Genomic DNA, 16045 nt, shown 5'->3' with positions numbered 1-16045 from the left:
ACTACTAATTGTTAAATAAAATAAGTCCGATGTTCGAGACTTACAAATGAACATGGAAATTTGTTAAACTATTTGTGAACATAATAATAATACGTGTCAGGTTTCGTAACTGAAGTGTTGTAATATCCAAGTGCCTTCTTGCCATTATGATGAACTGGTTTCATTTCCATAGGTTGATTGTATGGACCATTCTTTTTTGTCGTTACACCTGTAAATTCGTAATGCTTAGTTTTATATCTGTACAGCATATAGCTAATAGCAAATTTGAATGTTTTTGAATGCTTACCTTTAGGTGACATAGTCAGATAATAAGAGGTTTTATTGAATTTATAAGTCCAACGAACTTTGGTTTTTGTTTTTCCATACTTCAAATACCCAGTTCTCCATGTTCCTCGCAGCACCTTAGGCATTGTCTTATATGCACGATACGTTTTATCCGCCGATACATTAGTCGTTTGCGTCACCGCACCTGCAGCAAACGTTAATCCAAAACTTAATGCAATTATTAATACAATATTTTTTAACTTCATGATGAATCCCCAAAAGTATTGTGAATTTAGTTAACAACAATAATAAAGCTATAACTTGATGAAAACCCCAATTTACCAAAAACACTGATATCTTTATTTTTCCCCTCTCCCCTATGAATTGTGCCTACTCAAATTAAAATATGTCCATTCTACTGTGATTAATATCAATTAAAAGAATCAAAGATAATCTCACGAGCTATTTTAATAGTAGTATTCAATACAACTATCAACAGAAGTTGAAAAATTCCACCTATAGTTATATTCGTTACATCTAATATTATCAAATACAGAAAAAAACATCAATACAATCATATATAGCGTACAAAGTAACATTATTTTATGTACTTAACTTTGCTACCCTATGCGCAGAGTGAAACTTATGACGATAGATTGTTTTGGCGAAAGATAGAAGACCACTCAAAACCTTTGCTACAATTTGCAGTATTCTAGATACTTCTGCTGATTTTTTACTTGGTATATCTGATTATTTACCATTTAAAATAGGTGGTTTAACTGATGAACAAATAGAAAGTATTTTAATACAATAGTTACATAGAAAGGATGTGCTAATAACTCACCACGTCCTTTTATCTACCTCGTTAAAGATCCCGATGACAAGTAGCTAAATACCCAAAATAGGACAATTCAGATTTTATTCCGAATTGTCCTATTTATTTTGTCGAGATATAAAAAAGCAAGCCAATAATGGCTTGCTTTACAGCTGATTACTACTTAAGAGTAACAGTTGCGCCAACTTCTTCAAGCTTAGCCTTGATGTCGTTAGCTTCGTCTTCTGTAGCGCCTTCCTTAACGATTGATGGTGCATCGTCAACGAGACCCTTAGCATCCTTCAAGCCAAGTCCAGTGATTTCACGAACTGCCTTGATAGCTTTAACCTTTTGGTCACCAGATTCAGTAATTTCAACATCGTAAGAATCCTTAGCTGCAGCAGCGTCTCCACCGGCAGCGGCAACTGCAACTGGTGCAGCAGCTGATACGTCAAATTCTTCTTCGATAGCCTTTACCAAATCGTTTAAATCAGTAATTGAAGCTTCCTTAAGGGAAGCAATGATAGAATCTTTATCAAAAGCCATGTTTGTTTCCTCCGTTTTATATATAATTAGTTGTTTGAAACAGCTTAGGCAGCTTCGCCTTCGCCAGCTTTGTCTGCAACAGCCTTAACAGCTCTTGCAATCTTACGCATAGGATCTTGCAAGGCACTTGCAAGCATTGAAAGTAAGTCATCACGACTAGGTAATGAAGCGTATACGTTGATTTCATCAACAGATACAAGCTTATCTTCAATTAAACCACCCTTAATAGATAGCTTATCGTTATCATCAGCAAACTTCTTCAAGATCTTAGCTGGAGCGATTGCATCCTCATCAGAGAAAGCAACGGCTGTAGGTCCAACGAAGACATCTTTCAAATCACCATAACCAGCTTTGTCAGCTGCACGGTTCAAGATTTTGTTTTTGATAACGCTCATTGAGACACCTGCTTCACGTAATTGTGAACGTAATTCGGTAACCTCAGCAACATCCAATCCACGATAATCGACAACGATAGCAGAAACGGCATTGTTAAAACGTTCTGTGACCTCATCAACGTGTTTTGCTTTGATATCAATGTTATTGTTACTCATGTGTTTTTCACCTCCTAAAGATTTTAGGGATAAAAAAATCCCCGTGTCCACCCGACACAGAGAGTCAAATACTATCATATAGATAATAATTTCCTCGGCAGGCATAAATTAAGGCTTTCGCCACCTGAGTCTTAGGCAGATCATGAATCAACTATATTAAATTAACATGTAATTTAAATAAAGTCAATTAGAGATTTTTTTATTTAACTAGTTAGAATGACGATAAATCAACGTTAACACTTGGTCCAAATGTCGTTGCAATTGAAACGTGCTTTACGTAAGTTCCTTTAACTGCTGCGGGACGAGCACTAACAATCACATTTTCAATGGTTGCTAAGTTCCCAACTAACTTATCAGAGTCAAATGAAACCTTTCCAACAGGAACTGCAACGTTACCGTCACGGTCCGTTCTGTATGTTACTTTACCAGCCTTAGATTCTGATACAGCTTTACCGACTTCCATGGTAACAGTACCAGTCTTAGGGTTAGGCATTAAGCCCTTAGGTCCAAGAACACGGCCTAAACGACCAACTTTAGCCATCATATCTGGTGTTGCAATTGCAACATCAAAATCAAGCCAACCGTCTTGAATTTTAGCAACTAAATCGTCGTCGCCAACAAAGTCAGCACCGGCTGCTTCAGCTTCTTTAGCCTTGTCACCCTTAGCAAAGACAACAACAGTCTGATCCTTACCAGTACCATTTGGTAAAACAACGGCACCACGTAATTGTTGATCAGCTTGCTTTGTATCAAGATTTAAATGAAAGACGATTTCAACTGTTGCATCGAACTTTGCAAAGTCCATTTTTTTAACTAATTCTACTGCGTCCTGAATTGAGTAAACCTTTTCTTGGTCTACCTGCTTCAAGGCGTCTTGGTATTTTTTACCTTTTTTTGCCATTTTTCTGTTTTCCTCCTTGCAAATGTGGTTTTAGCGGATTTTCCTCCCACTTGATACATTCATTTTCATGAAGTATCCGACTAGCAATCCCAACATGAGATTAACCTTCGACAGTGAAACCCATGCTTCGAGCAGTACCTTCAACCATGCGCATTGCTGCTTCTACATCAGCAGCGTTTAGGTCTTGCATTTTGGTTTGAGCGATTTCCTTAACTTGATCCTTGGTTACAGTAGCAACCTTGTTCGTGTTTGGTTCGCCAGAACCCTTTTCAACTCCTGCTGCCTTCTTTAAAAGAACGGCTGCTGGTGGAGTCTTTGTAACGAAGTCGAATGAACGGTCTTCGTATACTGAAATAACGACAGGAATAATCATTCCTGCTTGGTCAGCAGTACGTGCATTGAATTCTTTAGTGAATCCCATGATATTGATACCTGCTTGACCTAGTGCAGGTCCAACTGGTGGAGCTGGTGTTGCTTTTCCAGCTGGTATTTGTAATTTAACAACATTAGTCACTTTTTTAGCCACGAGACAATACCTCCTTAAGTCCGTGTGTGGTAAATGGAGATTTATATTTCTCCTCCCACGTCAGTATGCAAAAACATACTAGAATAGTATAACACATTAATGACGAACCACCAATTTATTTAAGACGATTAGTGGGTAAATCTAGAAATTAAGTTTCTAGTCAATAACGGGGTCTATTTGGTCAAAGTTAAGTTCAGTGCTTGTTTCACGACCAAACATATTAATGTTAACTTTCAGTTTCATCTTTTCGTTATCAACTTCTGTTACTTTACCTTCAAGATTTGCAAAGGCGCCGTCCACAATCTTGACTGTATCGCCATTCTTGACGTCAAGATCTTGGTGTCTCGCACTCATTCCGATACGTTGTAGAACCAACTCTACTTCGTCAGGCAATAATGGTGTCGGCTTTGATCCTTGACCGTGAGAGCCAACGAATCCAGTGACGTTAGGTGTATTACGAACGATATACCATGATTGATCGGTCATAACCATTTCAACTAAAACGTAACCTGGGAAGGTTTTATCCATTTTAATCTTTTCTTTGCCATTCTTAACTTCTCGCTCTTCTTCTTCAGGAACTACAACGCGAAAAATAAAGTCGCTCATGCCCATTGTTTGCGCACGAGACTCTAAATTCATTTTAACTTTGTTTTCGTATCCAGAATAAGTATGTAAGACATACCATTGTTTTTCAGCTGATTCGACCATTATAAGTTTCTCCTTTTCCAAAATAAAAAAACCTCGGCTAGCGAAGTTTTTGGTCAACAAACATTCAATTAATTAAACCATTTAAGTGGCTAATAGTCAAACTAAGCCAACAGTTGAAGGCCAGCTTGAACAGCATAATCCACAATTGCAAAGAAGATTGCAAACAAGATTGATGTCGTCAGCACAGCACTCGTATCACGACGAGTTTGACTGGCATTTGGCCAAGAAACGTGCTTCATTTCTTCAACAACACTGCCTATAAATCTAAAGATGTGCATGCTCTTTCCTCCTGAAGTTTATTAATTAACGTGTTTCCTGGTGTAACGTGTATTTTCCACAATATTTACAAAACTTTTTTACTTCTAACCGGTGCGTCCGATTTGGGCTGTACGCAATTGTGTAATTACGTGAGCCACATTCAGAACAGGCAAGAGCAACTTTTTTTTGTGCCATTGCTAGCACCTCCTTAAAGACAGAACAATTCTATCATCTATCCTGACCCTCGTCAATCAAACCTTATCCGCGTGCTAAAATTTTTGCCTTTTTATGAGCACGTTCGTAAGCGCTCCTTACTTTTCTGAAACTAATTTGTAAATCATCGGCAATTTCAGCGAAAGTCAGGTGTTTTAAAACGCGTATTAAAACATCTCGTTCTAGGGGTGAAAGTTGATTTGTTAGATATCCCTGCACAGCCTCGTTAAACAATGTTTTAGTTTCCGGTAGAACGGTCCCGTAATCCTGCAAATTATCCTGAAAGAATTCTGGATTAACGTCCAACGAAACGGCTATCCGATTAATTTGGCGCTTATAAGCTAAACTTTCTCTTAATAAATCAACTCGCTGATTTATTAGAATTTGCTTAAAATACGCGCCAAAGGAAATATTTCGATCAACATCATATTTACCCACGACCTTCCATAGTAAACATGAGGACTCTTGAACCCAATCGTCCCACTCCATTCCAGCTATGTAATAACGTTTCTCAATATTCCGAATTAACGGATAATAACGGGACAAAAGTTCGCTAAATGGTAATAGATCATCATGCTTTAATCTGGTAATTATTTCAAAATCGCTTAATTTACTAAACTCATTTAATTGTTTATCAAAGCTTTTTGTAGACATAAAAAAATCCTCCAAAGTTAAATTAGTACAAGCTTACCCATCATGTTCACACGTGGAAAGCGAACATAGGGTCTAAATTCAACATTTTTGGCGGATTATTTATTTTTTTTACCTTTATCGGTTAGTTTTTCTCTTAACTGTTCCAATGCTGTTAATTGATCATTGTCCCATGGTGATTTCCGAACGCTTAATTGATCAGCATATTCAGATGTTTGTTTCGTAACTTCCTTATTAGCGAGATGAATATCACCCAATAATTCATCCCCAGGAATCCGCAAAGCACCTTCAGAAAAAATCATCCATTGCTCTGCCTGATCATTCGTGGCAACCGTCACTTGAAGCAGCCGTGATTGTTTTTCTTTGGCCAAAGCTTCAATATAGCTATCAGCCGTCTCATTTTTAGCAGTCCAAACGACTTCAAGTCCGCGATATTGCTTGTTTTGAGTGACACCAGGCACATACATGGCATCAAAAACAACGACGATTTCAATCGCCCGATACTTACGATACTCAACCATCATTTGTATGAGCCGGTCTCGCGCATCTTCTAGCCGATCTTGAAGCTTAAGTTGTTTAAGCTCCGGCCAACTACCAATTAAATTATACGCATCCACAATTAATAACTCTTTTTTCATATAATTACCTCATTATCAACCAAGTGGGTGTCTCGAATTGAAGCCCTGATACATTAATAAACTAGCAGCAACACTCGCATTTAAACTTTGGACGTGGCCCACCATTGGAATACTTAGCGTTTCATCCACATTCTTTTGGAGAAGTGGCGAAATACCCTTACCTTCATTTCCAATAATTAACCCAACCGCCCCGGTCGCATTCCATTTACGATAATCGGTTCCGTTCATATCAGTCCCGAAAATCCACATACCGTCTTTTTTAAGATCATTAATGGTATTTACTAAGTTTGTCACACGGGCAACTGGCACGTGTTCGATAGCACCCGTAGAAGTCTTTGCAACAACCGCAGTCAGGCCAACAGCTCGACGTTTAGGAATAATGATTCCGTGAACGCCTACTGCATCAGCCGTTCTCATAATGGATCCCAGATTATGGGGATCCTCAATATTATCCAAAATTAGGAAAAATGGATCCTCTTGCTTTTGCTTGGCGTTCTCAAATAAATCATCAATTGTCGCATATTTAAAGGCAGCAACTGCAAGAACGATTCCTTGATGATTTTCATATTGACTCAATTGGTCAAGCTTTTGCTTCGGGGAATTCTGGATAACTAAATCCCGTCTCTTTGCTAATTTAACAATTTCATCAATAATTTCTCCCTTTGCGTCTGACTGGAGAAATACCTTATTTATTTCTTGCTTACTTCTAAGGGCAGCAATTGCTGGGTGTCGGCCAATCACAAATTCACTTTCCTCGTTACCATTTTGCTCTTGTTCTGTCATTTGCCAGTCCTCCCTGCTTCAACCTGTTTGATACACCATGCAGATAGTTCATCCACCCGTTTCGTTTGATTACTTAAAAACAAATAGCCAAACAATGCCTCAAAGCCGGTCGAAATTCGATACGTAACCACATCTGTATTCTTTGCATGCGTATAGCTCTTGGCATTACGTCCACGTTTGAAAAATAGCCATTCAGTTTCCGACAAAATATCATCTTGTTCCATTAAGCTAATTAAAGCTGCTTGAGCCTTAGCTGAAACATAGTGCGTTGCCCGATGCTGCAAATTAGTCGGCTTCATAATTCCAAGCTCTAATAACTGTTGTCGGATGTAAACCTCGTAAATTGCATCCCCCATATAAGCTAACGTGACGCCATTTAACTGATTATAATCAACTGTTGATTCTTTCATTTAACGGTTTATTCCTCTCTTCGCCATCTAGTTCCTTGTGGCGTATCCTCTAATATGACTCCTTGTGCTTTTAATTGTTCCCGGATCTCATCACTCCTGGCAAAATCCCGGTTTTTGCGCGCTTCAAGTCGCTCATCGATGAGGGTTTGAATTCCATCATCCTCAAGCTGTGTGCTTTGTAACTGAATACCAAACACTAAAACCATTTGCTGTAACTCAGACAAAATGAACTCAATTGTCCCTTTCTCAACTAACCCTCGTTCAGCGTAAATATTGCCCAATTTGGCGAGCTCATAAACTTCACTAATCCCGTTTTGAGCATTGAAGTCATCGTCCATGGCGTCAATGTACTCAGATTGAATTTGGCGAATTTCCTGCTCAATTTTAGGATCATTTCCGTCCTCAGCGTCCTTTAAGCGGTACGTTAAATTACTGAAGGCCGTCTGCAAATGCTTCAAATTATTTGCGGCATCATCAAGATTATCTTGCGTATACTGAATCGGTCTTCTGTATTGAGTCGTTGCCATAAAGAACCGAAGCACTTCTGGCGGCGTTTTCTTAATAATGTCGTGGACCGTCACAAAGTTTCCTAGGGACTTGCTCATCTTTTGATTGTCATCGCCAACCGTTACAAACCCATTGTGTAGCCAATAGTTTGCAAACTTTTTCCCAGTTTTCGACTCACTTTGCGCAATTTCATTTTCATGATGTGGAAATTCTAGGTCTTGTCCGCCACCATGAATATCGATTGTATCACCCAAGTATTTAGTCGACATGACTGAGCACTCAATGTGCCAACCTGGCCGGCCTGCTCCCCAAGGTGATTCCCAAGAGATTTCGTCTGGCTTGGCAGATTTCCATAACGCAAAGTCAATTGGATCTTCTTTTTTTTCAAGTTCTGCCTCATCCGTATGCTCACTTGCGCCAACTTCAAGCTCATCGACATTTTGATCTGATAGCTGACCATAATGCTTAAATTTACGAGCTCGAAAATAGACGTCACCGTCAGCCTCGTATGCGAAGCCTTTTTCAATTAATGCTTTCACAAACTCAATAATTTCTGGAATATTCTCAGTGGCGCGCGGATTTTTTGTGGCTGGCTCAATATTAATCGCAGCCGTATCTTCCTTAAACGCAGCAATATAGCGGTCAGCCAATTCCGGCACCGTTGTATGTTGCTCATTAGCAGCCTTTATCAGTTTGTCATCTACATCCGTAAAATTTGAGACGTAGTTAACCTTATAACCTTTATATTCTAAATAACGGCGAATGGTATCAAATGCAATTGCACTTCTGGCGTTACCAATATGAATGTAATTGTACACTGTGGGGCCACAGACATACATATTTACCACGTTTGGATTGATGGACTTAAAGATTTCTTTTTGTCGTGTAAGTGTGTTAAAAACTTTTAGCATGATTACGTACCCCTCTCAAATGATTTTCATTCTTTATTTTAGCATAACGAGGCGTTTAATTTATAATCATAGATATTAATATACAGTAAAACCCGCCAAAATGATCAATGTCCCATGACCGTTTAGCGGGTTTGCTGTTTATTTAATCTGATCCAATGTTTGTTGAACGTGCTTCAGTGTTGTCTCACGACCAACTAATTCGATTGATTCTGGCAGTTCTGGTCCATGCATTTCATGGGTAACCGCAATTCGGATTGGCATCCAAAGTTGACGACCCTTGATTCCAGTTGCCTTTTGAATATCTTTAATTGTCTTCAAGATTTCAACCTTATCAAATATTTCAAGGTTTTGAACGCGTTCTGAAAATTCCTTCAAAACAACAGGTGCTGTCTCATTCGAAATTTCTTCAAGCGTTTCGCCGGATACTTGATCTGGCTCGTTGAAGAAGACACTTGCCATATCATTAATTTGAGCCATGTAACTCATTTGTTGTTTGTAAAGATTTATGAGTTGTCTTGCCCACTCAATTGTCTTAGTGTCAGGGTTCTTAGGTAAATTACCTGCTTGAACTAACTGACGTAAAGCTAAATCAACAACTTCATCCTCATCTGAAGATTTAACGTATTGGTTGTTAATCCAATCTAATTTCTTAGTATCAAACGTTGCTGCAGATTTACTCAAACGAGTTTCATCATACATTTTGACGAATTCTTTAAGTGAGAATATTTCCTCTTCGCCAACTGGTGACCAGCCCAACAGAATAATGAAATTCAATAGTGCAGCTGGAAGGTAGCCTAAATCACGATATTGTTCGATAAACTGAATAACGGACTCATCTCGTTTTGAAAGCTTTTTGCCAGTATCCTTACTGATAATCAGACTCATGTGGCCAAACTTTGGTGCCTCCCAGCCAAATGCTTCATAAATCATCAGTTGCTTTGGTGTGTTGGCAACATGGTCATCACCACGAAATACGTGGCTAATTTTCATCAAATGATCATCCACAACAACGGCAAAGTTATAGGTTGGCATCCCATCTGCCTTAGCGATAACAAAATCGCCGCCAATGGTGTTCGCCTTAAATGACACGTGTCCTTTGACAATATCGTCCCATTCGTAGGTCTTATCTTCAAGAACGTGGAAACGAATAACTGGCTTTAGTCCTGCTGCCTTTGCGGCTGCAATCTTCTGCTCACGTTCTTCGTCACTCATCCCCGCATATTCATATTCATAATGAGGCATTTCTTTACGTGCTTTTTGTGCTTCACGATCGGCCTGCAATTCATCCTCGGTTTTGTATGATTCGTATGCTTTGCCTTCGTCCAGTAATTGCTGGATAAGTGGCTTGTAGATTTCAGTTCTCTCTGATTGACGGTAAGGACCAAAATCGCCGCCTTTATCAGGACCTTCATCCCAATCCATACCCAACCATTTTAAATTGTCGAGTTGGCTTTTTTCACCATCTTCTACGTTCCGTTTCGTATCTGTATCTTCGATTCGAATGATGAATTTTCCCTTGTTGTGTCGTGCAAAAAGGTAATTAAATAATGCTGTTCGAGCGTTACCAATATGCAAATGACCTGTTGGACTAGGTGCATACCGTACGCGAATTGATTTGTTAGCCAATGAAATGCCGCCTCTTTCTTAATTTTCACATATTCCGATTTCTTTATCGGTTAAAATCCTGCTCTCTCAGTTTACAATGGAATGGCTTAAAAATAAAGTCATCCGTAAAAGCAAACGGCACTTCAATCATTCAAAGATTAAAGTGTCGCGCTAAAAATAAAAGTTATCTGCCAGATTTTCCCTTAGATTTTTGGTGATTAGCTGGAGTTGGTACGCTCTTGCTACCCTCAGCTTCATTTTCCGTAATCCCTCTAGAAGAATGCTCTGGTTTTGCAAAAATCATCCGACCTGCATCAGTCTGAATTGCTGAAGTGACAATCACCTCTATCGTCTGGTTAAGGTAGAACCGTCCCTCTTCAACAACGACCATCGTTCCATCATCAAGATAGGCAACCCCTTGTTGGCGTTCAGTCCCATTCTTAACAACCATTACCTTCAACGTTTCTCCAGGAATAACTCGTGGCTTAAGCGCATTGGTAAGTGCATTAATATTTAAAACGGAAACGTTTTGAAATTCAATGACCTTATTAAGGTTGTAATCATTGGTTACGATGACGCCATTAACCTCTTTTGCCAACCGAATAAGTTTACTATCCACTTCCGGAATATCTTCGTAGTCGCCTTCATACATCTCAACTGGAATAATATTTTCATTTTGTAACTTATTTAAAATATCAAGTCCTCGTCGACCACGAACCCGTTTGATACTGTCACTTGAATCGGCAATATACTGCAACTCATACAAGACAAAATTTGGAACTAACAGCGTCCCTTCCAAGAAGCCCGTCTTGGCAATGTCGTAGATTCTGCCATCAATCAAAATGTTGGTATCAAGAATCTTGTAATGATGATAGTTATCATCAATTGGCCGATCGATAATATCCGACTTTTCTGATTCGTTTTCTTCCTTATCCTTTGTTCTGCGAGATCGAAACTGGAATAACTTCCCCCACTCATCAAGTCGCGTCGTTCCTAATCTAAATCCAAGATAGGCAAACGCCAGCATTAAAATAAGTGGCACAATCGTGTTTAGAATAAATAAGTCAGATTGGAAGAAAAAGGTCGAAATCAGTAATGAAATAACTAAGCCCACAATAGTGGAAATACTTCCAAATAATAAATAAATTGGACTTTTTGAAGCTAAAAACTGTTCCGCCTGATCTAGCAGCCTTGCAAGCCATTTGGAAAAAATAAAGGATAATAGCATAAAAACAAGTAACCCAATAATTGCATCAGTAAATAAGTTATTAAACAAGCGATTATCCGCCACGCTTAGCAGTTCCCAAAGGCTAGGCACATAGGCAATTCCAATCGCAACTCCCACGATGATAAAAATAAATCGAATAATTGTGGTTCTTCTTTTCATAAATTTCACCCCCCTTCTAGGATTATTTCAGAATTTTATGAAGCGCCTCGCCAATTGTTGTGACACCAACGACTTCAATTTCATTAGTCGGCGGCGTCCAGCCTTGAAGATTATTTTTAGGAATAAAGATTCGCTTGAATCCAAGTTTGGTTGCTTCGGCAACTCGTTGTTCGATTCGGTTAACCCGGCGAATTTCGCCCGTCAACCCAATTTCACCAACATAGCATTCCGTTGGATCAGTTCCTTGGTCTTTATAGCTGGAAGCAATACTAATTGCCATCGCTAAATCAATTGCTGGCTCATCAAGTTTAACGCCACCAGCCGCCTTTAAGTACGCATCCTGGTTTTGAAGTAACAGATTTGCGCGCTTTTCCAAAACCGCCATTATTAGTGAAACCCGATTTCTATCCAAACCTGAAGCAGTTCGTTGCGCGTTTCCAAAAACGGAAGGGGTAATTAAGGCTTGTATTTCAACTAGAATTGGCCGGGTTCCCTCCATTGAAACTACGATAGAAGACCCCGTTGCATCTGCTAGTCGCTCTTCCAAAAAGATTTCAGAAGGATTTTTGACCTCTTGTAAACCAGAATCACGCATCTCAAAAATACCAAGTTCATTTGTTGAGCCAAATCGGTTTTTAACGGCTCGCAAGATTCGATACGTGTGATGAAGATCTCCCTCAAAGTAAAGAACTGTATCCACCATGTGTTCCAAAATCTTTGGCCCAGCAATAGCACCACCCTTAGTCACGTGACCAACGACAAAAATCGTGATGTTATTCGTCTTAGCAATTTGCATCAATTCTGCAGTAACTTCTCGGATTTGAGAAACCGATCCAACTGCAGAAGTTACATCAGGCTCTGACATAGTTTGAACAGAATCAATGACCACGTATTCTGGTTTCATCTCTTCAATATTGTTTCTGATTGAGTGCATATCCGTTTCGGGATACAGGTATAAATTGTCACTATGAACGTTAAGTCTTCCAGCTCGCATTTTAATCTGGTTGGCACTCTCTTCTCCGGAAACATACAAAACCTTGCCACCGGTCTGGCTGAGCTGTCCAGAAACTTGCAAAAGAAGCGTTGACTTCCCAATTCCGGGATCGCCACCAATCAAAACAAGTGATCCAGGAACGATGCCACCACCCAAAACTCGGTTTAACTCGTTCATTTGCGTTTTAACACGGGGCTCCTCGGCCATACTGACGTCCGACATTCGCTCCGGTTTGGAATGAGTACCAGAAAAACTGACTCTTGCCTGTCGATTCACAGACTCTGACTCCAATACCTCTTCAACGAGGGTGTTCCACTTTCCACAATTAGGACATCTGCCCAAAAATCGTGGTGAATGATACCCACAGTTTTGACAGACAAATTGAGTCTTTGCTTTTGCCATTTAAGCTTCTCCCTTCGTCAAAGTTTGACTTTTATTAACCAAATAATATTTTAGCATATTATTGCCTTTTATCTGGCAATAGTCCAGCGGTTTATACACGTCTTAAGATTATTTGTCTGAGGAACCGAAACCACCAGTTCTAACAGAGCTTGCGCTTACTTCGTCATCTGCTACTAGATAGTTAAGAAAAATACCCTGACCGATCCGTTCGCCCTTTTTTATATGACGATCAAAAAGGCCAAAGTTTATTAGTTGGATGAAGATCTCACCCTCATTACTCTCATTATCATAGTAATCGGCATCAATTACACCAATTCCGTTTGGCAAAATTGTCCCATGTTTTAGCGGCCCACTGGAACGATTCGCAAGAATTAATACTTCGTTTGGTGCCATGTAGGCCTTGATCCCAGTTGGAATTAAGAATGGTTTCAATATTTTCTTGGCTTTTTCAGCATCCCCATCTGAAAAAGGTTGCTCTTTTCTGATTGTCCGCAATATTTTAATGAAATCCATTTTCCAGATCGATGGCAACGTAAAATCAGCTGCACTTTCAAAATCATATCCAGCTGCATTCTTGGTTGCCCGTGATGGAATTTTAACGTCTTTTCCTTGATATGCTTTTACAACTTTAAAACCACGTGTCATTTTAGTTTAATTCCTTTCAATTGCTCTTTTGTACAATCATACACTAACCAAACACTGGAATGAACTTGAATCACTTTTCCCCTAAATTTTTCTCATTTTCCTAATAAATTGGTTTGAGGAAGCTTTCGAAAAATGAGATTATTGGAGTACAATAAGAAGATACGAAAAGGAGTGTGAATTGATTTGACTGAATCATCAAAAAACGCCATTAGTTTGGCACAAATAGATCAATATCATGAAAACTACTTAGCCCGCAAAGATGCTAAGGTTATCCAAAGGAGTGTCAGTCACCAGGGAATTTTGGCAACCAGTGCCGATTTTGCTTCTGATGTCGACATGTCTCCTGTTTTTTCAATTGATTTGAATACTGGTAAAGTGGCAAATCAAAAACAAAGTGGTCGTTGCTGGATGTTTGCTGCATTGAACACAATGCGTCATCACTTAGCTGATTTGTTCAACCTTTCCAATTTTGAACTATCTCAAAACTATACAAACTTTTGGGATAAATTTGAAAAGGCAAACTACTTTTACGAAAATGTCTTAGCGACAGCTGACCAACCTCGGACCAGCCGTAAAGTTGCCTTCCTCATGGAAACCCCACAACAAGACGGTGGTCAATGGGATATGCTCTGTGCCATCATTGAAAAGTACGGAATTGCACCTAAATCAGTGATGCCTGAAACCTATAACAGTTCAAAATCGAGCGAATTAAACTCAGTCCTCAATACTAAACTACGTAAAGATGCCATTACTTTACGAAAATTAGTTTCAAATAACGCGACTGATGCTGAAATTGCTAAGACGCGTCAGGAAATGCTTGCTGACGATTACAAGATTTTGAGCTACTCACTCGGTGAGCCCGTTCAAAAATTTGACTTTGAGTATCGTGACGATGACAAACAATTCCACGCCGATCGTGGGTTAACGCCTAAATCCTTCTATGATAAGTATATTGGTTGGAACTTAGACGATTACGTTTCAATCATCAACTCCCCTACTGATGACAAGCCATACAACAAGACATACACAGTTGAAATGCTTGGAAACGTTGTTGGAGGACGTCAAGTGAAACATTTAAACGTCACAATGGATAACTTCAAGGATCTTGCTATCAAACAACTCAAGGATGGTCAAAGTGTTTGGTTTGGCTGTGACGTTGGCAAGAGCTCAGAACGCCAAAAAGGGATTATGGACGTCAACTACTACAAGAAGGATGAACTTCTTGACGTTGACCTTTCAATGAGTAAGGCAGAGCGTTTAGATTATGGTGAAAGCCTCATGACTCACGCCATGGTCATTACCGGTGTCGATCTTGTCGAAGGCAAACCAACTAAATGGAAAGTTGAAAATAGTTGGGGCGAAAAAGTTGGGACAAAGGGTTACTTTGTGATGAGCGATGCTTGGATGGAAGAATATTGCTATCAAGTCGTCGTTAATAAAAAGTACTTAAGTGAGGACCTATTGAAGGCTCAATCCGAAAATCCTGCACTTTTGGCGCCTTGGGATCCAATGGGTGCCCTGGCATCAAATTAAACTCAAATCAAAAAGTCGATTAGCATGCTAATCGACTTTTTTTGTATTTTCATCTAAGAATTGCTTGTTAATGACTTTTAACTTATCACTGAATTCATACAGTATGAGTTTCCCGTTTGGTACTTCAACCTGATCAATATCAGCGTCAGCAATTCCATCTAAATATTTAATTAAAGCCCGCAGTGTACTTCCGTGAGCCACCACCAGTTGATTTTGCTTATCCAATAGTCGAGGTGCGATTTCATCCTGCCAATAGGGTATCAACCGATTATAGGCCATCTCTAAGCTTTCACCTCGGGGCTCAATGGCTCCCCATTTCGAATACTTAGGATCCTCATCTACCTGTTTTAATAATGGCGGAACCGTTTTAAAACTACGCCGCCACAACTTAACCTGTGCTTCACCCACTGATTGTTTGACTTCGTCCTTGTTCTGTCCCCTTAACGCGCCATAATGCCGCTCATTTAACCGCCAGCTTTTGTGCTCAGGAAGATATAATTGATGACACTCCGCCATCACAATATGAGCAGTCTTAATCGCTCGATAGAGCATTGAGGTGTGAACATCCGCAAATTCTAACTTGGTAGCCGCTAATACTTTTCCAGCAGCGTGCGCCTGTTCAATTCCCTTTTGGGTCAACGGAACGTCCGTCCACCCCGTAAATATATTGTCGCGATTAGCTTCACTTTCACCATGCCGCATAATGACAAGTTTCACCATAATTTAAATTCCCTCTCTCTAATCATCCCTAGTTTACCGAATTCAAAACCGGATTTCAAAACTCATTGTTAAATAGTG

At 39.5% G+C, this 16045-nt stretch carries 19 protein-coding genes and 1 other annotated feature; of the genes, 1 reads left to right on the top strand and 18 read right to left on the bottom strand.

Features of this window, described 5'->3' with window-relative positions; genetic code table 11:
- Positions 1-68 precede the first annotated feature (68 nt).
- The 17 genes from FGL90_RS07350 to FGL90_RS07265 form a co-directional block, all read right to left on the bottom strand.
- On the bottom strand, positions 69-530 hold the full coding sequence (locus FGL90_RS07350) for a hypothetical protein (protein ID WP_147657554.1): 462 nt from the start codon (positions 528-530) through the stop codon (positions 69-71).
- A 728-nt stretch (positions 531-1258) separates the two neighbouring features.
- Complete coding sequence (rplL, locus tag FGL90_RS07340) at positions 1259-1624, bottom strand: 50S ribosomal protein L7/L12 (RefSeq protein WP_147657552.1); 366 nt, start codon at positions 1622-1624, stop codon at positions 1259-1261.
- Between the two features lie 44 nt (positions 1625-1668).
- On the bottom strand, positions 1669-2175 hold the full coding sequence (gene rplJ / locus FGL90_RS07335) for a 50S ribosomal protein L10 (RefSeq protein WP_010620524.1): 507 nt from the start codon (positions 2173-2175) through the stop codon (positions 1669-1671).
- 23 nt (positions 2176-2198) lie between these two features.
- Positions 2199-2329, bottom strand: a sequence feature (ribosomal protein L10 leader region).
- 57 nt (positions 2330-2386) lie between these two features.
- The gene (rplA, locus tag FGL90_RS07330) at positions 2387-3076 is read right to left on the bottom strand and encodes a 50S ribosomal protein L1 (protein WP_010620523.1); all 690 of its coding nucleotides are present in this window, start codon (positions 3074-3076) and stop codon (positions 2387-2389) included.
- A gap of 100 nt (positions 3077-3176) precedes the next feature.
- Complete coding sequence (gene rplK / locus FGL90_RS07325; RefSeq protein WP_010620522.1) at positions 3177-3602, bottom strand: 50S ribosomal protein L11; 426 nt, start codon at positions 3600-3602, stop codon at positions 3177-3179.
- Positions 3603-3758: 156 nt separating this feature from the next.
- On the bottom strand, positions 3759-4310 hold the full coding sequence (nusG, locus tag FGL90_RS07320) for a transcription termination/antitermination protein NusG (protein ID WP_010620521.1): 552 nt from the start codon (positions 4308-4310) through the stop codon (positions 3759-3761).
- 101 nt (positions 4311-4411) lie between these two features.
- A complete protein-coding gene (gene secE, locus FGL90_RS07315; RefSeq protein ID WP_010620520.1) occupies positions 4412-4588 on the bottom strand; it encodes a preprotein translocase subunit SecE in 177 nt (58 codons plus the stop codon).
- Positions 4589-4613: 25 nt separating this feature from the next.
- On the bottom strand, positions 4614-4763 hold the full coding sequence (rpmG, locus tag FGL90_RS07310) for a 50S ribosomal protein L33 (protein WP_010620519.1): 150 nt from the start codon (positions 4761-4763) through the stop codon (positions 4614-4616).
- A gap of 63 nt (positions 4764-4826) precedes the next feature.
- Positions 4827-5435 (bottom strand): sigma-70 family RNA polymerase sigma factor, encoded by a 609-nt coding sequence (locus tag FGL90_RS07305; RefSeq protein WP_010620518.1) that lies wholly within the window; start codon positions 5433-5435, stop codon positions 4827-4829.
- Between the two features lie 95 nt (positions 5436-5530).
- Positions 5531-6070 (bottom strand): NYN domain-containing protein, encoded by a 540-nt coding sequence (locus FGL90_RS07300; protein WP_010620517.1) that lies wholly within the window; start codon positions 6068-6070, stop codon positions 5531-5533.
- A 15-nt stretch (positions 6071-6085) separates the two neighbouring features.
- The gene (rlmB, locus tag FGL90_RS07295; RefSeq protein ID WP_010620516.1) at positions 6086-6853 is read right to left on the bottom strand and encodes a 23S rRNA (guanosine(2251)-2'-O)-methyltransferase RlmB; all 768 of its coding nucleotides are present in this window, start codon (positions 6851-6853) and stop codon (positions 6086-6088) included.
- Positions 6850-7263 (bottom strand): Mini-ribonuclease 3, encoded by a 414-nt coding sequence (locus FGL90_RS07290; protein ID WP_010620515.1) that lies wholly within the window; start codon positions 7261-7263, stop codon positions 6850-6852. Before FGL90_RS07290 ends, rlmB begins: the two co-directional genes overlap by 4 nt.
- Before the next feature lie 8 nt (positions 7264-7271).
- Complete coding sequence (gene cysS, locus FGL90_RS07285; protein WP_010620514.1) at positions 7272-8681, bottom strand: cysteine--tRNA ligase; 1410 nt, start codon at positions 8679-8681, stop codon at positions 7272-7274.
- A gap of 138 nt (positions 8682-8819) precedes the next feature.
- A complete protein-coding gene (gltX, locus tag FGL90_RS07280) occupies positions 8820-10307 on the bottom strand; it encodes a glutamate--tRNA ligase (RefSeq protein WP_147657551.1) in 1488 nt (495 codons plus the stop codon).
- A gap of 163 nt (positions 10308-10470) precedes the next feature.
- Entirely contained in the window at positions 10471-11673 is a 1203-nt protein-coding gene (locus FGL90_RS07275; RefSeq protein ID WP_010620512.1) for a PIN/TRAM domain-containing protein, read from the bottom strand.
- A gap of 22 nt (positions 11674-11695) precedes the next feature.
- Positions 11696-13069, bottom strand: a complete 1374-nt coding sequence (gene radA / locus FGL90_RS07270) for a DNA repair protein RadA (RefSeq protein ID WP_010620511.1) — start codon at positions 13067-13069, stop codon at positions 11696-11698.
- Between the two features lie 108 nt (positions 13070-13177).
- Positions 13178-13714, bottom strand: a complete 537-nt coding sequence (locus FGL90_RS07265; RefSeq protein WP_010620510.1) for a dCTP deaminase/dUTPase family protein — start codon at positions 13712-13714, stop codon at positions 13178-13180.
- A 183-nt stretch (positions 13715-13897) separates the two neighbouring features.
- Here FGL90_RS07265 and FGL90_RS07260 point away from each other — a divergent pair, with 183 nt between their 5' ends.
- The gene (locus tag FGL90_RS07260; protein ID WP_147657549.1) at positions 13898-15247 is read left to right on the top strand and encodes a C1 family peptidase; all 1350 of its coding nucleotides are present in this window, start codon (positions 13898-13900) and stop codon (positions 15245-15247) included.
- A 27-nt stretch (positions 15248-15274) separates the two neighbouring features.
- On the opposite strand, the gene FGL90_RS07255 is transcribed toward FGL90_RS07260, so the two are convergent.
- Entirely contained in the window at positions 15275-15967 is a 693-nt protein-coding gene (locus FGL90_RS07255) for a 2,3-bisphosphoglycerate-dependent phosphoglycerate mutase (protein ID WP_147657547.1), read from the bottom strand.
- Positions 15968-16045 lie beyond the last annotated feature (78 nt).

Source organism: Secundilactobacillus malefermentans (genome assembly GCF_008033155.1).
Lineage (GTDB): Bacteria > Bacillota > Bacilli > Lactobacillales > Lactobacillaceae > Secundilactobacillus > Secundilactobacillus malefermentans.
Note: the sequence above shows the minus strand (reverse complement) of the source record. Positions and strands in the feature narration are given on the sequence as shown.